This is a genomic window from Amycolatopsis solani (assembly GCF_033441515.1).
GTDB classification, from domain to species: Bacteria; Actinomycetota; Actinomycetes; order Mycobacteriales; family Pseudonocardiaceae; genus Amycolatopsis; species Amycolatopsis solani.
In genome coordinates, this window is sequence record NZ_JAWQJT010000001.1 from 136,851 (window position 1) to 155,304 (window position 18,454).

20 protein-coding genes are annotated in these 18,454 nt (G+C 70.9%); 9 read left to right on the plus strand and 11 right to left on the minus strand.

Features of this window, described 5'->3' with window-relative positions:
- Window positions 1-40: 40 nt before the first annotated feature.
- From SD460_RS00610 to SD460_RS00630, 5 genes are all read right to left on the minus strand, one after another.
- The gene (locus SD460_RS00610) at window positions 41-2,500 is read right to left on the minus strand and encodes an alpha-L-rhamnosidase-related protein (protein WP_290053830.1); all 2,460 of its coding nucleotides are present in this window, start codon (window positions 2,498-2,500) and stop codon (window positions 41-43) included.
- 135 nt (window positions 2,501-2,635) lie between these two features.
- Window positions 2,636-3,265, minus strand: a complete 630-nt coding sequence (locus SD460_RS00615; protein ID WP_318305814.1) for a MarC family protein — start codon at window positions 3,263-3,265, stop codon at window positions 2,636-2,638.
- 1 nt (window position 3,266) lies between these two features.
- Window positions 3,267-4,130 carry a PHP domain-containing protein gene (locus SD460_RS00620; protein WP_438860579.1) on the minus strand — a complete coding sequence of 288 codons (864 nt, stop codon included), beginning with the start codon at window positions 4,128-4,130 and terminating at the stop codon, window positions 3,267-3,269.
- Between the two features lie 53 nt (window positions 4,131-4,183).
- Window positions 4,184-4,744, minus strand: a complete 561-nt coding sequence (locus SD460_RS00625) for a PH domain-containing protein (protein WP_290053824.1) — start codon at window positions 4,742-4,744, stop codon at window positions 4,184-4,186.
- A 20-nt stretch (window positions 4,745-4,764) separates the two neighbouring features.
- The gene (locus SD460_RS00630; protein WP_163046845.1) at window positions 4,765-4,929 is read right to left on the minus strand and encodes a hypothetical protein; all 165 of its coding nucleotides are present in this window, start codon (window positions 4,927-4,929) and stop codon (window positions 4,765-4,767) included.
- A gap of 185 nt (window positions 4,930-5,114) precedes the next feature.
- On the opposite strand from SD460_RS00630, the gene SD460_RS00635 reads away from it, so the two are divergent.
- On the plus strand, window positions 5,115-5,528 hold the full coding sequence (locus SD460_RS00635; RefSeq protein WP_290053822.1) for an NUDIX hydrolase: 414 nt from the start codon (window positions 5,115-5,117) through the stop codon (window positions 5,526-5,528).
- A 410-nt stretch (window positions 5,529-5,938) separates the two neighbouring features.
- On the opposite strand, the gene SD460_RS00640 is transcribed toward SD460_RS00635, so the two are convergent.
- Both SD460_RS00640 and SD460_RS00645 read right to left on the minus strand, forming a co-directional pair.
- Window positions 5,939-7,033, minus strand: coding sequence for a DUF2332 domain-containing protein (locus SD460_RS00640; protein ID WP_290062709.1), 1,095 nt, complete (start codon window positions 7,031-7,033; stop codon window positions 5,939-5,941).
- A 7-nt stretch (window positions 7,034-7,040) separates the two neighbouring features.
- Window positions 7,041-7,544 (minus strand): MaoC family dehydratase, encoded by a 504-nt coding sequence (locus tag SD460_RS00645; protein ID WP_247014510.1) that lies wholly within the window; start codon window positions 7,542-7,544, stop codon window positions 7,041-7,043.
- A 312-nt stretch (window positions 7,545-7,856) separates the two neighbouring features.
- Between SD460_RS00645 and corA the strand changes: the two genes are divergently transcribed.
- The 3 genes from corA (at window position 7,857) to SD460_RS00660 (ending at window position 10,616) form a co-directional block, all read left to right on the plus strand.
- Complete coding sequence (corA, locus tag SD460_RS00650) at window positions 7,857-8,945, plus strand: magnesium/cobalt transporter CorA (protein WP_290062710.1); 1,089 nt, start codon at window positions 7,857-7,859, stop codon at window positions 8,943-8,945.
- A 184-nt stretch (window positions 8,946-9,129) separates the two neighbouring features.
- The gene (locus SD460_RS00655) at window positions 9,130-9,780 is read left to right on the plus strand and encodes a metallophosphoesterase family protein (protein ID WP_318305817.1); all 651 of its coding nucleotides are present in this window, start codon (window positions 9,130-9,132) and stop codon (window positions 9,778-9,780) included.
- Window positions 9,777-10,616, plus strand: coding sequence for a chromosome partitioning protein ParB (locus SD460_RS00660; RefSeq protein WP_290062712.1), 840 nt, complete (start codon window positions 9,777-9,779; stop codon window positions 10,614-10,616). Before SD460_RS00655 ends, SD460_RS00660 begins: the two co-directional genes overlap by 4 nt.
- A gap of 99 nt (window positions 10,617-10,715) precedes the next feature.
- Here the strand turns inward: SD460_RS00660 and SD460_RS00665 are convergent, their stop codons facing one another.
- Together SD460_RS00665 and SD460_RS00670 are read right to left on the minus strand one after the other, a co-directional pair.
- The gene (locus tag SD460_RS00665; RefSeq protein ID WP_290058066.1) at window positions 10,716-11,456 is read right to left on the minus strand and encodes a hypothetical protein; all 741 of its coding nucleotides are present in this window, start codon (window positions 11,454-11,456) and stop codon (window positions 10,716-10,718) included.
- Window positions 11,456-11,950 (minus strand): SigE family RNA polymerase sigma factor, encoded by a 495-nt coding sequence (locus tag SD460_RS00670; RefSeq protein WP_290058065.1) that lies wholly within the window; start codon window positions 11,948-11,950, stop codon window positions 11,456-11,458. Before SD460_RS00670 ends, SD460_RS00665 begins: the two co-directional genes overlap by 1 nt.
- 179 nt (window positions 11,951-12,129) lie before the next feature.
- Here SD460_RS00670 and SD460_RS00675 point away from each other — a divergent pair, with 179 nt between their 5' ends.
- From SD460_RS00675 to SD460_RS00685, 3 genes are read left to right on the plus strand one after another with little or no spacing between them, the layout of a single operon-like run.
- The gene (locus SD460_RS00675) at window positions 12,130-12,960 is read left to right on the plus strand and encodes a CPBP family intramembrane glutamic endopeptidase (RefSeq protein ID WP_290058064.1); all 831 of its coding nucleotides are present in this window, start codon (window positions 12,130-12,132) and stop codon (window positions 12,958-12,960) included.
- Window positions 12,957-14,090, plus strand: a complete 1,134-nt coding sequence (locus SD460_RS00680) for a sensor histidine kinase (RefSeq protein ID WP_318305818.1) — start codon at window positions 12,957-12,959, stop codon at window positions 14,088-14,090. The genes SD460_RS00675 and SD460_RS00680 overlap by 4 nt, the downstream gene beginning before the upstream one ends.
- Window positions 14,087-14,743, plus strand: coding sequence for a response regulator (locus SD460_RS00685; RefSeq protein ID WP_290058062.1), 657 nt, complete (start codon window positions 14,087-14,089; stop codon window positions 14,741-14,743). The genes SD460_RS00680 and SD460_RS00685 overlap by 4 nt, the downstream gene beginning before the upstream one ends.
- Before the next feature lie 44 nt (window positions 14,744-14,787).
- Here the strand turns inward: SD460_RS00685 and SD460_RS00690 are convergent, their stop codons facing one another.
- A complete protein-coding gene (locus SD460_RS00690) occupies window positions 14,788-16,287 on the minus strand; it encodes an MFS transporter (RefSeq protein WP_290058061.1) in 1,500 nt (499 codons plus the stop codon).
- Window positions 16,288-16,407: 120 nt separating this feature from the next.
- On the opposite strand from SD460_RS00690, the gene SD460_RS00695 reads away from it, so the two are divergent.
- Window positions 16,408-17,073 carry a TetR/AcrR family transcriptional regulator gene (locus SD460_RS00695; protein ID WP_290058060.1) on the plus strand — a complete coding sequence of 222 codons (666 nt, stop codon included), beginning with the start codon at window positions 16,408-16,410 and terminating at the stop codon, window positions 17,071-17,073.
- 10 nt (window positions 17,074-17,083) lie between these two features.
- Here the strand turns inward: SD460_RS00695 and SD460_RS00700 are convergent, their stop codons facing one another.
- Complete coding sequence (locus SD460_RS00700; RefSeq protein WP_290058059.1) at window positions 17,084-17,278, minus strand: PspC domain-containing protein; 195 nt, start codon at window positions 17,276-17,278, stop codon at window positions 17,084-17,086.
- A 253-nt stretch (window positions 17,279-17,531) separates the two neighbouring features.
- Between SD460_RS00700 and SD460_RS00705 the strand changes: the two genes are divergently transcribed.
- Window positions 17,532-18,425, plus strand: a complete 894-nt coding sequence (locus SD460_RS00705; protein ID WP_290058058.1) for a hypothetical protein — start codon at window positions 17,532-17,534, stop codon at window positions 18,423-18,425.
- Window positions 18,426-18,454: the final 29 nt, after the last annotated feature.

Genomic DNA, 18,454 nt, shown 5'->3' on the forward strand with positions numbered 1-18,454 from the left:
GCCCACGCTACGCACCACCACCGACACTTTCCGCGCGGACCTACCGCACGACGAGCACCGTGTGCGTGCCGCCGGAGACAGCCAGCGAACCGCTCCTCATCGGCTTCCCGTCCAGCAGCACCAGACGACCCGACGGCACCGCCAGCGACCCCGACGTCCCGCGGGGCGCGGAAACCGTCAGCGAGAACACCGAACCCTGCTGAGACCACGAAGCCGACAACGCACCCTTCGGCGTCGGCACCGCGCCCCTGGCCCACGCGACCGAACCCGGATGCGGCGAAACCGTCCAGGTCTCGAAGCCCGGCGACGTCGGCGAGACACCCAGCAGGTCGTTGGTCAACGCCGGCACCACACCCGTCGACCAGCCGTGCGCCGCCGACGTGTAGCCCTGCTCGTAGTGCGAGCCGCCCTCGCCGATGCCTTCCCACGCCGTGGTTCCCGGGTCGTGGGTGGCCATCCAGCCGTACATCCGCTTGATCTGGTCGATCGCCGACGTCGCCTGCCCGCTCCGGAACCGCGCCTGCAGCTCCGGGAACGACGTGAACGCGTACACGCGCTTCGTGCCGTCCGAGACGAGCGTGTCGTTGTCCATGAACGGGTTCCCGTACGGCAGCGCGCCGGCCGCGAGCCGCGCCAACGCCGAAGAAGCCTGCGCCGGCGACGCGATGCCGGCCAGGATCGCGTGGCTGTTGCCGTCCTGGCCGTGGCGCACCGCGCCCGTCCCCGAGTCGAGGTACGCCCCGGCTGCCGGGTCCCACAAGTAGGCATTCACCGCAGCCGCGACGCCGGAAGCCCGCGAAAGCCACCGATTCGCGTCAGCGGCGTGCCCGGTCGCCCGCGCCAGACCCGCCGCGCCCTGAAGCGCCCGGACGTACAACGCGTTGTAGTACGTCACTTCGCCCGTACGCGGCAGGAACGCGTAGTCGCCGTAGCCGCCGGTGCCGTTGAGGCCCTTCGCGAGCAACCCGCGCGAATCGGTGACCGACGGGTACCACGTGTCCAGCGTCTTCACGAGGTGCGAGTAGTACGAAGCCGCGTACGCGGTGTCGCCGGTGTAGAGCACGTAGTCCCAGCTCGACGTCACCCACCAGAGCGGGTAGTCGAACAGCGGCAACGTGTAGTCGTTGATCGACGCGGGCGGGATCCAGCCGTCCGCCCGCTGGTGGTCGGCCAGGTCCGCGAGCACGTTGCGAGCCGCGGTGCCGTCCTGGTGCGTCAGGTACTCGGTCAGCCCGGACACCGCGACGTCGCCGACGTACGGGTCGCGGTCGCGCTTCGCGCCGTCGTGCAGCACGAGCTTTCCGTCCAGTGACGGCGAAAACGCGCCGCGCGGGTCCACATCGGACTCGCGGAACGTGTCCATGCCCAGCTCGTTCGTATAGGACGCCGCGTACCAGTACTTGTTCAGGTCCTCGTCCGACGACTCGAACCAGCCCCGGTAGGTGTCCGGCGTGCCGAGGAACGGCGTGAAGTCGAGCGAGACGCCGTTGATCCGCACCTCACCGGACGGCTGCGTCAGCGGCGCGTCCGAAGCCAGCGCGTCGAGGCTGATCCGCAGGTAGCGGAAGCCGCGCAGGCCGTCCGCGCACACCTGCGTGCCGGACGCGCAGCCCTTCGTGTCCCGCCAGACGGTGGGCGTCGCCGGCACGGCGATCTGGTCGCTGCCCGGCCCGCCGGCGAAGTCCGAGCGCGAGAAGTCGGAGCGTTCGCCCAGGTACTGCTGGGTTTCCGACGTCGACACCCGGACGCCGGGGTGGTTCGCCGACGCGCCCGCGAACGAGATCTTCGGGTACCCCGCGACGACCTTGCCGAAGTCCACCACCGCGACCGGCACCGGCGGGTCGGCGACCAGGCCGGGCCAGACCTCCGTGACGCGGCTGAACTCCCCCGACGGCGTGTTCTGGTCCTTCGTGACGGTGATCCGGACCTGCGCGGTCGTCACCGGCCGGTCGAACGTGACGGCCCGCTGGACCGCGGTGTTGCCGCTCACCGAAGCCGCGACGCGCCACGCGCCCGCGTCGAGCACCTCCACCGTGTAGTCCTGCGGCACACCGTCCACACTGGACAGGATGGTGACGCCGGGTAGCGCGACGGGCGCGGCCGAGGTGATGGTCAGGACGTCCGGGTAGGCGCCGAGCGTGTCGTCGTTCCAGAAGGTGTCGAGGTTGCCGTCGACGGCGTTGCCGGGCGCGTACGTCCGCGGCTGGCCGTTCCCGCCGTTGTTCGGGGCGTGGAACGACGACGCGGCCGCCGTCGTCCCCGTGGGCCAGGCCGGCTTCGGCGGCGGCGCCTGCCGCTTGAACGTCGCGACACCCCGGCCGAGCAGGCCGTCCGGGTTCGTGACGTCGCCGCTCGTCGACAGCACCTTCACCGGCCGGACGTCCCGGCTCGACGGCGCGACGACGTACTTCTGCCACCCCGGCGCGGCGTCGGCCGGGACGGCGACCACGCCGCTCGCCACCAGGACCGTGACCGGCAGGAATGCTCTGAGCCACTTCATCGAGGCCTCCGAAAACCGACACCAGGCGATTGAATCGTTTCAAGCGCTGAGCTGAGGTTCAGGCTGCGCGAGCGGCGCCAACGATGTCAACGAACCCGCCGGTTCCTGTCCGGCAGGACAACCCGAAAGGCGGGGTCAGTTGCCGCCGGAGATGAAGCCCCGCACGGAGTTCGCGACGAGCTCGACGGCGATGGCCGCGAGCAGCAGGCCGGCCACCTTGGCCAGCAGCGTGATGCCGCTTTCCTTGATCAGCCGGATGACGACGCCGGAGTAGCGCATGCAGATGTAAATCACGAAGTGCGTCATGACGATCGCCGCCGCCAGCGCGATGTACGCGCCGATGTGGCCGTCGGCCTGCCGGACGAACACGATGGTCGCGGCGATCGCGCCGGGCCCGGCCAGCAGCGGCGTGCCGAGCGGCACGAGCGCGACGTTGACGTCTTCCGCGGCGGCCTCCGGCTCGTGCCCGCTGCCGGTGAGCAGCTGCAGCGCGATCAGCAGGAGCAGCAGGCCGCCGGCGCCCTGCAGCGCGGGGATGCCGATGCCGAGGTAGGCGAGGATCGCCTGGCCCGCGACCGCGAACAGGCTGATGACCAGCAGCGACACCAGCACAGCCTGCCGGGCGGCGCGCGCCCGCGTCGCGACCGGCTTGCGGCCGACGAGGCTGAGGAACACCGGCACGGTGCCGGGCGGGTCCATGATGACGACGAGGGTGATCGTCGCGCTCATGAAGAGCTTCGCGTCGAAGACGTCGGCGATCGCCATGTCAGCCCTTCACGACCTGGAACCCGGTCGCGCGCGCCACCAGCTGCTCCAGCTGCCCGGGGTCGGTGGTGCACGCGCCGAGCGGGATCGTCTTGTTGGTGCCGTGGTAGTCGCTGGACCCGGTGACGAGCAGGCCGAGCTCGCCGGCGAGCGCACGGGTGCGGGCGCGCGTCGGCTCGTCGTGGTTCGGGTGGTCGGCTTCGACGCCGGTGAGACCGCGCGCGGCCAGGCCCGCGAGGGTGTCCTCGCTGATCGTGGCGCCGCGGCTGAAGGCGAAGGGGTGCGCGATGACGGTGACGCCACCGGCCGCGGCGATCATGTCGATGGCCTCCTCGACCGGGGTGTCCCGGCGGGCGACGTAGTAGCCGCGGCGCGGGCTGAGGTAGTCGGCGAAGGCCTCGTCGACGGACTTGACCAGCCCGGCCCGGACCAGCGCCTGGGCCAGGTGCGGCCGCCCGGGCGGCGAGTCCTCGGGCAGCAGGCCGAAGATCTCGTCGATGTCGATCGGCAGGCCGTCCGCGGCCATCCGCTCCGCCATCCGGCGCAGCCGCGTCCGGCGCTCGACGCGCAGCCGCGTCTGCTCGGTGACGACCGGCTCGGACGTCGGGTCGAAGAGGTAGGCGAGCAGGTGGACGCTGATCTGGCGCCCGGTTCCGGGGTCGACGGAGACCGTGGAGAGCTCCGCGCCGGGCACGAGCGTCAGGCCGGGCGGGATGGCCGCGGTGGCCGGGGCCCAGCCCGCGGTGGTGTCGTGATCGGTGATCGCGACGACGTCGAGCCCGGCTCTCGCGGCCGCGGCGACGAGCCCGGCCGGCGTGTCGGTGCCGTCGGAAGCGGTGGAATGGGCGTGCAGGTCGATGCGCATCGTGTCCATTGTCGACGATGCGCTGGGTCACACGCTCGGCGGGATGAGGAGGCTCAGCCGACCGGCTTCTTGCCTCGGGCGGCGCGCTGGGCCTTGATCATGGAGAAGCGCTCGGCCTGCTTCTGCTTGTCGCCGAAGACGAGCTCCGAGATCGTGTCGTAGAACTCCTCGGGCCGCGGCAGGAAGTCGATCTTGTTGAGCGCCTGGATCTGCCCGGCCGACTCGACAACCATCGTGCCGTAACCCATCATGCGGCCGGTGGCGGAACGCACGTAGCTGAGGTCGGTGACCTTGCTGATGGGCATCATCAGCACCTTGGTCGTGAACACCCCGGTGGTCATGACGAACCGCTTGTCGGTGACCACCAGCCGCTCGACCCACCACTCCATCACCACGTACGCGAACCGCAGGACGACGAGCAGCGCGACGTACCAGAGGATGTTCTGGCCGATGTAAAGCGCCGGTGGCAGCAGGTAGGACACCAGGACGCAGATGGCCAGCAGTGCGGCCGCCTCGAAGGTGTCCCACAGCAGCACCGCCCAGTGGCGGCGGATCCGGATGACCCGCCGCTCGGTGTCGAGGAGGTACTCGTCGGGGTCGCGTGGCGCGAACATGGCTCGAGGGTAGCCCTCTATCAGCCCTTGAAGACGTTGCTGACGAAGGTGATCACCGATTCGGCCGAGTCACGGAGGAACTGGATGATGTTGCCGACGAGGCCAGCGGCCTGCCCCGGCTGGGCAATGACGAAGAACAGCACCAACGCGATACCGGCGAGGCCCGCAATCTTCTTCACGTTCACCGCGATCAAATCCCGTCTCTTACGGTGACACCGGACAACAGACTTTTTACGTTGTACCGCACTCAACTGGCGCACGGGAGGTAAGTCCCGCGCTTGGGTCAGCACGTGGTCCGAAGTGTACCGTACGGCTACTCTCCGTGTACAGGACATCCGTTTTCAGTTCGGTCACGTCTACCGTTGGGGACATGGAGGGCCTCAAGAGCACCACGATCCGCTGCGTCGGCGGCATCGCGTACGACGACCACGGCCGTTTGCTGCTCATCCGGCGCCGCAATGACCCCGGTTCGGGTCAATGGTCGCTGCCGGGTGGCCGAGTCGAACCGGGCGAAACGGACGAAGCGGCGGTCATTCGGGAGCTTCGGGAAGAGACCGGACTGGACGTGATTCCGGGCACAGTGATCGGGAGCGTCCGGCGTGGGCCGTACTTGATCTTCGATTACGCGTGCGTGGTGACGGGTGGAGTGCTCACAGCGGGTGACGATGCGACGGAGGCGCGTTGGTCCGAAGCGGCAGACCTTTCGGACATGGACGCGGCCGGGGAGCTGGTGGATCTCCTGTACGTGACTTTGCGTGAGTGGGACGCCTTGCCCCGTGCTTGAGCCGGCCCGGGAGCGGCCGTTGGGAGCGCCGGGAGGTCGCGAATGAGTCATTGGGGACCTCTGGGGTCCCGAATGAGTCATTCGCGACCTCGGTAGAGCCGGTGCCGCCGGGGTCGGAGTGCCGCCGTGACCGGCCGCGGGCTGCAGCGAGAGCCGCCGCAACGTCGCGAATGACTCATTCGCGACCTCCAGGGTCCCCAATGAGTCATTCACGACCTCGGGGCCGGCGCGCGGGGGTGCCCGCCGCACTGGACCTCGCGGGCCCCGGGCACCCAGTGGCCGCCGTCCTGGGCGCGCTCGGCGGGCCGGCCTGATGTCTTGAATGAGTCATTCAGGTCGCCGGAGGTCCTGAATGACTCATTCAAGACGTCCCGGGGTCGAAGCGCCGCCGTGACCGGCAGCGAAGCGGGCTAGAGCGGGAGCCAGGTCATCCGCTGCCCATGCGGGGCGGTCCGCGCCAAGGCGTGCGCCTCCGCCTTCCCGTCCTCCCACCGGACCACGCCCAGCGTCGCCAGCCCGTCCCCACCGGCAAGGTCCCCCCGGCCAGGCAGAACCTCCTCCAACCCCGCCCCGTAGAACTCCTCCGAAACCCACCACACCGGCCGCGAAGCCGCCAGCGAAGCGAGCTCCGCGACGAACTCCCCCCGCCGCGAAGCCGACAAGTACGCCAGAGCGTGGCTGGTCACCACCACCAACGGCCCCTCCAGCGACGAAGCCGCCGAAGCGAAGTCCGAAACCGCGTCCCCGGTGATCAACCGGGGGCGGTGCTTCCCCTGCTCGGCCGCCGCCGTGCGCAGCAAGCGGATCCGGTCCGGCTGGTCGGCCCACACGCACGCCTCGAGCCACGCAAGCTCGTCCTCGTCCGACAGGTCCACCGGGGCGCGGTCGAGGCCGGCCCGGTCGGTGATCGTCAGCTTCTTCGGCAGCTTCGGCGTGATCGCGCCCGGCGCCAGGTCCAGCGCGCAGTGCAGGCCGACCGCCGATTTGGCCGGGCCCGCCGTCAGCTGCTCGCCGCCGTCGCACTGGTAGCGGTAGCCGAAGCGGTCCAGGCCCAGCAGGAGCCCCGCGCTGCAGCCGACCTCGAGCAGCGCGACCTTGCCGCCCGCCTCGCGCGCCGCCCGGGCCACGCCCGGGTACAGCAGCGCCGCGCGGCGGACCTCGTTCGTCTGCGTGTAGCGCGACGAAATCAGCGCCCGCGCCTTCTCCGCGCGCTCCAGCAGGAACGACCGGAACAGCGGCCACGTCTCCGTGTCGACGCCGTCGAAGCCGCCCAGTGACGGGTAGTAGCGCGACAGCGGGTGGATCGGGTCCGCCTGCACGAGGCGGTGCGCGGTCGCCATCAGCAGCGTCGCGCGCACCTCGCCGTCGCGGGCGACCGACAGCAGGCCGGCGACGTCGTCGTCCGCGGCCGCCTCCAGCGCCAGGTGTTCGTAGAGCGGTGAGACCCCGCGGGCCTCGACTTCCGCGAACGTGCGCAGTACTTCCTTGATCGCGTCCAGGTCCATCAGAGCCTCATTCGTGCGGCACCGGCCGGCCCGGCTGCTCCCCGCCCCGAGTTTCCCCGTAGGAGCGCTTCGGCACCATCACCTTCCGCCGGAAGGTGCACACGATCAGGCCGTCCTGCTTGTAACCGCGCGTCTCGACGTAGACGACACCGCGGTCGTCCTTCGACTTCGACGGCGTCTTGTCGAGCACCTCGGTCTCGCCGTAGATGGTGTCGCCGTGGAACGTCGGCTTGACGTGCTTGAGCGACTCGACCTCGAGGTTCGCGATGGCCTTGCCGGAAACGTCGGGCACGGACATGCCCAGCAGCAGCGAGTACACGTAGTTCCCGACCACGACGTTCTTGCCGAAGTCGGTCGTCTCCCCGGCGTAGTGCGCGTCCAGGTGCAGCGGGTGGTGGTTCATGGTGATCAGGCAGAACAGGTGGTCGTCGTATTCGGTGACCGTTTTGCCCGGCCAGTGCTTGTAGACCGCACCGACCTCGAACTCCTCGTAGTACCGACCGAACTGCACTCGTCTTCTCCTGTCCGCGGTAACGCCGTGTGAGGCTGGTACGACACGCATCGGTAGTGAGGAGTACCCTCAACCATCGGTTCTCGCGCGTCAACGCGAGCCCCACCACTCTGCACCCGGCCCGAAGGAGGTGAGGAACCCGATGAGCAGTGGCGATAGTCCGCTCCCTAGTAGTCCCAGCGTTCCCACCTCACGGGTCGTCTCCAGGTAGGCCTTTTTCACCCCCTCGGGAACGCTGGTGTCGCCGGGCGGACGCGTGTCCGCCCCTGGTCAGTCGTCTCGCACGACCACGCACGACGCCCAGGAGATCCCATGCCTGCCATTCCTTCGCTCGGCGGCCTTCGCGGCCGCGGCAACAGCCGGGCCAAGGGCGTGCCCGTCCGCCCGGTTCCGGTGCCGCTGTCGGCGTACGTCGTCGATTGCGCGGTCTACGTCGGCGGTGAGCGCCTGCCCGGCCGCTGGACCCACACCGAAGCCATCAAAGAGGTCCGGAAGCGGCACGAAGGGTTCGTCTGGATCGGGCTGCACGAGCCGGACGCCGAGCAGATCCAGGGCGTCGCGGACACGTTCGGGCTGCACGAGCTGGCGGTCGAGGACGCGCTCGAAGCGCACCAGCGGCCGAAGCTCGAGCGCTACGACGACACACTGTTCCTCGTGGTGAAAACCGTCCGGTACGTCGAACACGAGTCCCCCACCACGGCGAACGAAATCGTCGAGACCGGCGAGCTCATGGTCTTCCTCGGCCGCGACTTCGTCATCACCGTGCGGCACGGGAACCACTCGGGCCTGGCGCGGCTGCGCCGGGAGCTCGACGACGACGCCGAGCGCCTGCAGCTGGGCCCGGCCGCGGTCGTGCACGCGATCGCCGACCACGTCGTCGACCACTACCTCGACGTCACGGGCCGGATCGAGAACGACATCGACGTCATGGAGGCGCAGGTCTTCGCGCCCCGGTCGCAGGTCAGCGCCGAGCAGATCTACCTGATGAAGCGGGAGGTCCTCGAGCTGCGCCGCGCGGTGATGCCGCTGGCGACGCCGGTCCAGCGCCTCGCTGAGGGCTACACCCGGCTGGTGCCGGACGAGGTCCGCTCCTACTTCCGCGACGTCGCCGACCACCTCACGACCGTGTCCGAACGGGTGGCGGCGTTCGACGAACTGCTGTCCACACTGGTCGACGCGACGGTCGCGAAGATTTCGCTGCAGCAGAACACCGACATGCGCAAGATCACGTCGTGGGCGGCGATCATCACCGTGCCGACGATGATCGCCGGCATCTACGGCATGAACTTCGACTACCTGCCCGAACTGCACTGGAAGTTCGGGTACCCGCTGGTGATCACCGTGATCCTCGGCATCTGCCTGTTGCTGTACCGAATATTCCGGAAGAACGGCTGGCTCTAGGTCCCCTTTCTTTCCACCGGAATCAGTGCAGGAGAATTCGTGATGCCCCGGATGCTGTCCAACCTCAAGTTCTGGGCGCTCGCGCTCAGCGTGCTCTGGATCGTCGTCATCACTTTCGTCATCGTCGCCGACCCGGGGTTCGCGCACGGGATGAAATGACGCCCGGGGGTCGTACCCTGGGTGGGTGCCCAAAGCGCTGGTGGTCTCCGACGAGGTCGACGAGCGGTTGTGGACCGGCGCGGTCCGCGCCGTCTCCGTCGACCTCGTCATCGGTGCCGGCGACCTCCCCTACGACTACCTGGCGTTCCTGGCCGGCGCGCTCGACGTGCCGTGCGTGTTCGTGCCCGGCAACCACGACCCGGACCTGAGCGGTTACACGCGCTACGGCGGGCTGTCCATGAAGGACGGTTTCCCCACGGCCTGGCCGGGCCCGGCGGGCGGCGTCAACGCGGACGGCCGGGTCGTCGACGTCGCCGGGCTGCGCATCGCCGGGCTGGGCGGCTCGATCCGCTACAACGACGGGCCGAACCAGTGGACGCAGCGCCAGCAGGCGCGCCGCGCCCGCGCCCTGGTGCGGCGGGCGAAGTGGCGGCGCCGCCGTGACGGCCGTGCCGTCGACGTCCTGCTGACGCATTCGCCGCCGCTCGACCTCGGCGACCGGGCGGACCCGCCGCACCGCGGGTTCGCGTGCCTGCACCGGACGATCGACGTGCTGCGCCCGAAGTGGTTGCTGCACGGGCACATCCACCCCCACGGCGAGCCGGTGCCGGACCGGGTCGTCGGCGAAACCCGCGTCCGCAACGTGGTGGGCCACCGGATCATGGAGTTTTCATGAAGGAGACGGGATTCCCCCGCGCCGACGCGGAAAACGACTTCCTCCGCGCGCGCCGGGGCCAGGTGCTTTCACGGCTCTCGACGTGGCTTCGCCGCGAGCCCGACGACGTCAACATCATGCTGCCGTTCCACGAAGTCGTGGAGGCGCTCGGCTACCTCGGCGAGCACCGGATCGGGCGGCGGGTGATCAAGCTGGACTCGATCGTCGGCACGGTCGACCGCAGCCGCGACTTCGACCGCCGCTTCCGCCCGACGTCCGCCCGCGTCCGCGAACGCTGGGAACGCCTGGCGCTGGCCTCGCGCCGCGGCGAAGAGATCCCGCCGATCGAGGTGTACCGCGTCGGCGAGCTGCACTTCATCATCGACGGCCACCACCGGGTTTCGGTCGCGATCGCGCAGGGACTGTCCACAATAGAGGCCGAAGTGACGGTAGTCCGGACCAAACTGGACCCGAGCGGCATCCGCCACCGCGGCGACCTGATCGTCAAGGACTACCGGCGCCTGTTCCTCGAGCGGGTTCCCCTGACGGGCCACGCGCGGGCGTCGGTGATCGTGACGGACCCGTGGGACTACGCGCGGCTGGGCGAGCACGTGGAGGCGTGGGGCTTCCGGCTGATGCAGGACGAGGGCAAGTTCTCCGACCGGGCGAGCGTGGCGCAGCGGTGGTTCGACGAGGAGTTCGTCCCGGTGGTGGCGATGCTGCGGCAGGCCGACCTGATCGGCGACCGGACCGACGCCGAGGCGTACATGTGGGTGGCGGCGGAGCGGTACCGGCTGATCCGGACCCACCGCTGGGACGACGAGGTCATCGAGACGCTGCGGTCCCGGCAGCACTAGAAGCGCCCCAATGTGGCGTTGGTTGCGTCCAACGCACCCAATGTGGCGTTCGGTGCGTCTGACGCACCGAACGCCACATTGGGGCGCTTGGGGCCGGCGTCAGAAGTCCAGCCCGGGTGTCAGCGCCAGCTGGCGCACCTGCGCCTCGGTCAACGTCGGGTCCGGGCGCTGTCCCGGCAGCCGCACCCCCGACCGCTCCAGCACCCCGCTGTTGTTCGACCAGAACTGCACCATCACGCCCGGCCCCGCCCGCGAGACCCGGTGGGTCAGCACCTCACCCGAGCGCAACGTCGACCGCCACAGCTCCCCCTGGGGCGTCCGTTCCGTCCGGCACGAAACCTCCCCCGCCTCGCCGCACGCCGGCCCGCCGAAGCCGCCCGGCAGCATCAGCACGTACACCGAGCCCGAGCCCTGGGCGTCCGTCACCCGGACGCCCAGGTGGAACAACGCGTCCCGGGGCGCGTCGCCCGCCGGGTCGGCGATCAGGTGGAACGGGTCCGACGGCGGGGTCTCGCCGGGGATCGTCAGCCGCGTGATCCGCGCGTCCGGGGAAACCAGCGCGCGGATCGCGCGGCCCACCACGCAGCTCAGCCGGTCGGTCAGCGCCTCCCGCGTGTCCGACGCCGTGGGGCACGGGACGTCCGCCACCTGACCCCGGTGCGGCAGGACCACCACGGTCAGCACCAGCGCGAGCAGCACCACCGCCAGCGCCGCCGCTCCCGTCAGCAGGTGACGGCGGCGAGACGCGCGGGCCGCCGAGAGAACCGCGTCGCCGGACAGGCCGATCGGGGGCTCGTCTTCGGTCACGTACGCCGTCAGCAAGGACCGGACGTCTTCCATCACCACTCCTCGCTCGTCGGCGCCGGCAGGGCCGCGCGCAGGGCTTCGACCCCGCGGGACGTCTGGGACTTCACCGTGCCTTCGGCGACACGCAGCAGCGCCGCCACCTCGGCCACCGGCAGGTCCTCCAGGAACCGCAGGACGACCATCGCGCGCTGCCTCGGCGTCAGGCCGTCCAGCGCCCGCTCGACGTCGAGGCGCAGCGGGGTGTCCCGGCCCGGTGGCGACGCCGGCTCGGGCGGTGACGACGTCACGTACTCCCGCCCCGATTTCCGCCGCCCGGCGAGGAAGAGGTTCAGCAGGACGCGGCGCGCGTACGCGTCGACCGTGTCCGGCCGCACCCGGCGCCACCGGCGGTACAGCTGGACGAACATCGCCTGCACGAGGTCCTCCGCGCCGTGCCAGTCGCCGCACAGGGCGAACGCCACCCGGCGGAACCGCTGGACCCGCGCGGCGAAGTATTCGCTGAAATCGAGGTCTCTCGACGCCCCCACCCGGCCTCCTTCGCCCGTTCTCAGTCTTACTAGTGCGCGAAGGGCCGGAAAGGTTCAAGCGTCCCCCGTGCGAGCTACGCGCGGGTGTCCACCGCGAGGGGACGATTCCCGGCCGCCGCTTCCCTAGCGTTCTCCGCAGTCGCGGCACGTCGGTGCGCGAGTTCGGCGAAGGAGTTCTGATGAGGCTGCTGTGGCAGTTGCTCGCGGTCGCGGCGATCGCTTTCCTGGGCGGCCAGGCCGTCAACGCGGTGGCCGGCAACCCGTGGCTCACGCTGGTGGCCGGCGCGGTGACCGCCGTCCTCGCGGTGCTGGGGTACCGGTGGGTGGTGCGTCGGACCGAGCAGCGGCCGGTCGTGGAGCTGGGCAGGCCGACGACCGGGCTGGCGTGGGGGACGCTGATCGGGTTCGCGCTGTTCGCGGCCGTCATCGCGAACATCGCGCTGCTCGGAGACTACGAAGTCCGCGGCTGGGGCACGGTCTCGGGCGCGGCCGGGCTCCTCGGCTTCATGGCCGCCGCGGCGGTGACGGAAGAGCTCCTGTTCCGCGGCGTGCTGTTCCGGATCATCGAGGAGCGCGCCGGCACCTGGCTCGCCCTGCTGCTGACCGGCGTCCTGTTCGGCCTTTCGCACCTGTTCAACGCGCACGCGACCCTGTGGGGCGCGCTCGCCATCGCGATCGAGGCCGGTGGCCTGCTGACCGCCGCGTACGTCGCCACCCGCAAGCTGTGGCTGCCGATCGGCGTGCACTTCGGCTGGAACTTCGCCGCGGCCGGCCTGTTCGGCACGGAGGTCTCGGGCAACGGCACCCCGCAGGGCCTGCTGGACGGCGTGACGTCGGGCCCGGTCGCCGTCACCGGCGGCGCCTTCGGCCCGGAGGGCAGCCTGTACTCGCTGCTGTTCTGCCTCCTGGGCACCGGCGCGTTCCTGTGGCTGGCCCACCGGCGCGGCACCCTGGTCCCCCGCCGCAGGCGCGCCGGGCGGGTCGACAGCGTCACTACACTCGCCCGGTGATCGAGCGGTTCCGGGCGCGGTGGCGCCGGTTCGACGTCACCGTCCGGGACCTCCCGCTCGCGGTGCTGGTCCTGGCGCTGGCCTTCCTGCCCGTGGTGCAGAGCCACGGGACGCAGCTCGGCGGTCTCCCACAGCGGCCCTTCGACGCGCTGGCCCTGGTGGCCGCCGGGCTCGAATGCCTCCCGCTGGCCGTCCGGCGGCGGTGGCCCGCCCTGTGCCTCACGCTGGTGTCGCTCGGGTTCGCCGTCGACCAGCTCCGCGGCTACCACTTGGTCTCCGGCACGGCGCTGGCGATCGCGTTGCTGAGCGCGGGCGCCCACTTGGATCGGCACCGGCGCACCACCGCGCTGCTGTTCTCCGCGGCGTACGTCCCGCTCTCGGTCGTCCTCTTCCGGCTCGGTACGGAGCCGCCGGAAGAGTTCGTGACGTTCTACCTGCTGCTGGTGTTCGCGTGGGGCCTCGGCGCGTGGCTGCGCGCCACCCGCACCGCCGAGGCCGGCCGGCGCCGCCGCGTCGCCGAAGACACCCGCGCGGCCGAACGCGCCCGGATCGCGCGCGAACTCCACGACGTCGTCACCCACCACGTGACGGCGATGGTCGTGCAGGCCGAGGCGGCCCGGTACCTGACCGCCGCCCCCGACCGCCTCGGCGAGTCGCTGACCGCGATCACCGGCACCGGCCGCCGGGCCATCGCGGACCTGCGGCACCTGCTCGACCTGCTCGAACCCGGCCACGGTCCCGACGTCACGCCGCCGCCGGGCGGTCTCCGCACGCTGGTGGACCACGCGATCGAGGCCGGGCAGCCGGTGGAGTTCACCGAGGAGGGCACGCCCGCCGACGCCGCGGGCAGCGCCGAGCTCGTGGCCTACCGCGTCGTGCAGGAAGCGCTCACGAACGCCCTCAAGCACGCCCGCGGCAGCCGCACCTCGGTGCGGGTGCGCCACGGCGGACAGGAGATCGAAGTGGAGATCGGCACGGCGGGCGCGGGCGGCCCGTCCCCCGGCGGGAGCGGGCGCGGCCTGGCCGGCCTGCGCGAACGGGTCGGCGTCCTCGGCGGCGACTTCAGCGCCGACCGGCAGGGTGCGGGGTTCGTCGTGCGCGCCCGGATCCCCACCGGGGACCGGGCGTGACCGCGCCGATCCGGGTCCTGGTCTGCGACGACCAGATGCTGATCCGCACCGGCCTGGTCACGATCATCGGCGCGCAGCCGGACTTCGAGGTGGCGGGTGAGTGCGGGGACGGGCGGGCCGCGGTCGAGCTCGCCGGGCGGGTGCGCCCGGACGTCGTGGTGATGGACGTGCGCATGCCGGTGCTCGACGGCATCGAAGCCACCCGCCTGCTGGCCGGGCCCGGCGTCGCGCACCCGGTCAAGGTGCTCGTGCTGACGACGTTCAACCTCGACGAGTACGTCTACGAGGCACTGCGCGCGGGGGCGAGCGGGTTCCTGCTCAAGGACGCGCCGCCGGAGCACCTGCTGCACGGGATCCGGACGGTCGCCACCGGCGCGGCGCTGCTCGACCCGGAGGTGACGCGCCGGCTCGTGGGCCGGCACGCCGCCCGGATCCGGCCCGCCGGCACCGCGGCCGGCCACCCGCTGACGCCTCGCGAGCTGGAGGTACTGCGCCTGCTCGCGGACGGCCTCTCGAACGCCGAAATCGCCGCGAAGCTCGTCATCAGCCCGGAAACCGTCAAGACGTTCGTCTCCCGGATCCTCACCAAGCTCGACCTCCGCGACCGCGTCCAGGCGGTCGTCTACGCCTACCGCCACGGCCTGGTCACCTGACGCGCCGCCGGCGCGGGCCCCCCGAAGGCCCGCGCCGGCGGGTCTCACATGTGGACGGCGCCGGGAGCGGCTTCGCCCTTCGGGACGCCCGGGCGCAGCAGCAGGCCGCTGAGCACCGCGCCGACCGCGAAGATCACGGCCGCCCAGGTGAACGCCGTCGTGTAGCTCTCGATCGACGCCTCGGCCGCGAGCTGCGGGGTCGGGACCTTGCCCGCGAGGTACGCCGTCGCCGCGTTGCCGGCCAGCGTCGACAGCAGCGCCGTGCCGATCGAACCGCCGACCTGCTGCATGGTGTTGACCGCCGCCGACGCGACCCCCGCGTCGTGCGCCTCGACCCCGAAGGTCGCGACGCTCATCGCCGGCGCCATCGCCAGGCCGATGCCGAAGCCCATGACCAGCAGCGGGCCGAGCACGCCGGAGGCGTAGGTGCTGTCGAGGCCGATCCCGCTCAGCCAGAACAGGCCGACGGCGGCGATCGCCATGCCGGTCGGGACCAGCGGGCGCGGACCGAACCGCGGCAGCAGCACGGCCGTCGCCGTCGTCGCGGACAGCATCAGCGTCGCGACCATCGGCAGGAAGCCGACGCCGCTCTCGATCGGCGTGAACTTCAGGTTCTGCTGCACGTAGAACGTCAGGAACAGGAAGATCGCGAACATGCCGATGGCGAGCAGGAACATCGCCAGGTACGAGCCGCCGCGGTTGCGGTCGAGCAGCACGCGCAGCGGGAGCAGCGGGTGCGAGACGCGCTGCTGCAGCCACACGAACACGCCCAGCAGCACCACACCGGCGGCGAGGAAGCCCCACACCGAGACCGCCGACCACGAGTGCGACTCCGCGTTCGCGAAGCCGTAGACGAGGGCGAACAGACCGGCCGACGCCGTGATCGTGCCCGGCAGGTCGAGCTTCGGGCGCGGGCCGCCGGACTCCTCGCGGCGCAGCAGGAACGAGCCGCCGACGAAGGCCACCACGGCGAAGATGATGTTGACGAACATGCACCAGCGCCAGTCGAGGTACTCGGTCAGCACGCCGCCGAGCAGCAGGCCGATCGCCGCACCGCCACCACCGATGGCACCGAAGACGCCGAACGCGCGACCGCGCTCCTTCGGGTCGGTGAACGTCGTCGTCAGCAGGGAAAGCGCGGCGGGCGCGAGCAGTGCGCCGAACACACCCTGCGCGGCCCGCGCGATCAGCAGCATCTCGATGTTGGCGGCCGCGCCCCCCAGCGCGGACACCGCGGCGAAGCCGGCCAGGCCGACCAGGAAGGCGTTCTTGCGGCCGAAGAGGTCGGCGAGCCGCCCGCCGAGCAGCAGCAGGCTGCCGAACGCGAGCGCGTACGCGGTGACGACCCACTGGCGGGCGTCGTTGGAGAAACCGAGGTCGACCTGGGCCGAGGGCAGCGCGATGTTCACGACGGTGGCGTCCAGCACGACCATCAGCTGGGCGATGCCGATCATCACCAGAATCAGCCACCGCCGGCTGTGGTGGGGGTTCTCGGCGGCGCGCACGTCCCCCGGCGGCGCGACCTCGAGAGTGGATTCGGACATGGGTGTCCCCTCACTGGGAGTGATCAGGAAGGTATGTGGAGTAGGTATCTCCCCTTACGCGACCCAAGGTACACACAAACCGGAGAGGGTGCCTCTACTTTGTGAGTTAGACTGGTCGGTATGGCACGGGACGCTGGTCCCGCCGCACCGGCGCGGCCGCTGCGGCGTGACGCTGAACTCAACCGCCGTCGCATCCTGGCGTCGGCCCGCGTGGTCTTCGGCCAGCGCGGGCTCGAAGCCACGCTGGACGACATCGCGCACCACGCCGGCCTCGGCGTCGGCACGGTCTACCGCCGGTTCCCCAGCAAGGAACACCTGGTCGAGGCCATGTTCGCCGAACGCATGGAGGAAATCGGCGACCTCGCCGAAGAGGCGTTGAAGGCCGAAGACGCGTGGCAGGCGTTCGTGGACTTCACCTGGAAGTCGATCGAACTCCACTCGGGCGACCGCGGCCTGCGCGAGATCATGCTGTCCAACAAGTTCGGCCACGAGCACGTCGCGGAAGAGAAAGCCCGCATGGTGCCGTTGATCACACAGCTCGTCGAACGCGCCCAGGCGGCGGGCGGCCTGCGCGCCGACTTCGCCCCGACGGACATCCCGCTGCTGCACATGATGATCGGCTCGGCGATCGAGTTCACGTCCGCGGTGGAGCCGGACCTGTGGCGCCGCTGCCTGGCGATGCTCCTGGACGGCCTGCGTGCGGAGCCCGGCAAGCCGTCGAAGCTGCCGCGCCCCCCTCTCGGGGTGGACGAGGTGGACGAAGCGATGTCGTGCTGGCGCCCCTGAGGGCAGCGCTTCACTCGGACGGGATGACCGCCCACAGGATCACGTAAGCCACGAACTGCGGGCCGGGCAGCAGGCAGGACAGCACGGCCAGCAGCCGGACCGTGCCGGGCTTCATGCCCCAGCGCTGGGCCAGGCCCGCGCAGACGCCGCCGAGCATGCGGCCGTGGCGGGGGCGGGACAGGCGGCGGGTGACCGGTGCGCTCATCGTCGTTTCCTTTTCCTCGAAGTTCCGATGAACCCAGTTCACCACCGGACGGCCCGCTCCCGCATCGCTCGCGGGAAGGACCGTTCCCTTAGGGGACGGTAAAGCCGAAAAACATTCGTGAGTCCGGGAAATCCCGGGCCGCCCGTGCGGAATCCGCCTGAACTGCGGGTTTCCCGGCGAAGACACCGGAAATACTGAGAGATGTCCCCGTCAGGGCTGGTTTTTCCGGCCGATGTGGTGATACTTGCTCCCCGTGTACCCCCGTGCGAAAAGCTTGGCCGTCGCGATGTTCTGCGCCCTGCTCACGGCGGCGTGCTCGACGACGCAGGCGGCGCCCGACCACACCGGCCCGTCGCCGCTGACGGCGTCCGCCGCGCTGGGCGACTTCGGCAGCGTCGACTACTGCAGTCTCCTGAACGTGGCCGAAGTGGCGCCCGGCGCGGTCGCCGTGCCGACGTTCGAGACCTGCCTGGCCACCCGCGGCACGCAGAAGGTCCAGCTCGGGCCGCTGGCGTTCGACTCCGACCCGAACATCAAGCCCTACCCCTACCTCGGCTCGGTGCCCGAAGGCGTGGCGATCCAGCAGTCGATGTTCAACGACCGCAGCGCGTGCACCCGCGCGATCACCTTCGCCGACGGCAACCGGCTCGACCTGTCGGTCACCGACACCGGCAGCGACCAGGCCACGCGGTGCGGTGTCGCGGACGCCGCCGTCGGTTCGGCGCTGGCCGCCGTCACCGCGAACAAGGTCGGCAGGCTGACGTTCCCGGACCGCTCGTGGGGCCGGGTGGCGCCGTGCGTGCTGCTCGACAGCCACGACCTCGACGCCGCCGCCGGCCCGGGCAGCAAGCCGACCACCAGCCTGTCCGGGCACAGCTGCATCCGCGGCAAGGTCAGCGTCAAGCTGACGGTCGAGACGACGGAACCCCAGTCCCCACCGGAAATCCTGGGCGGCCGCCCGGCCCGGGTCCGCACCGCGGGCGCGTTCTGCCTGGTCGACACCACCCAGCCGGCCCCCGGCGTCCCGGGCCGCCGCGAGCTGGCGGAGATCAGCGTGGTGGAGACGGCGGGCACGGCGAACGACGCCACCTGCGCACTGGCCCGCACGGCGGCGACATCGATCCTGCCCCGCCTCCCCACGCCCTGACGGGTCGTGAGTGGCAAGTCGGGTTAGAA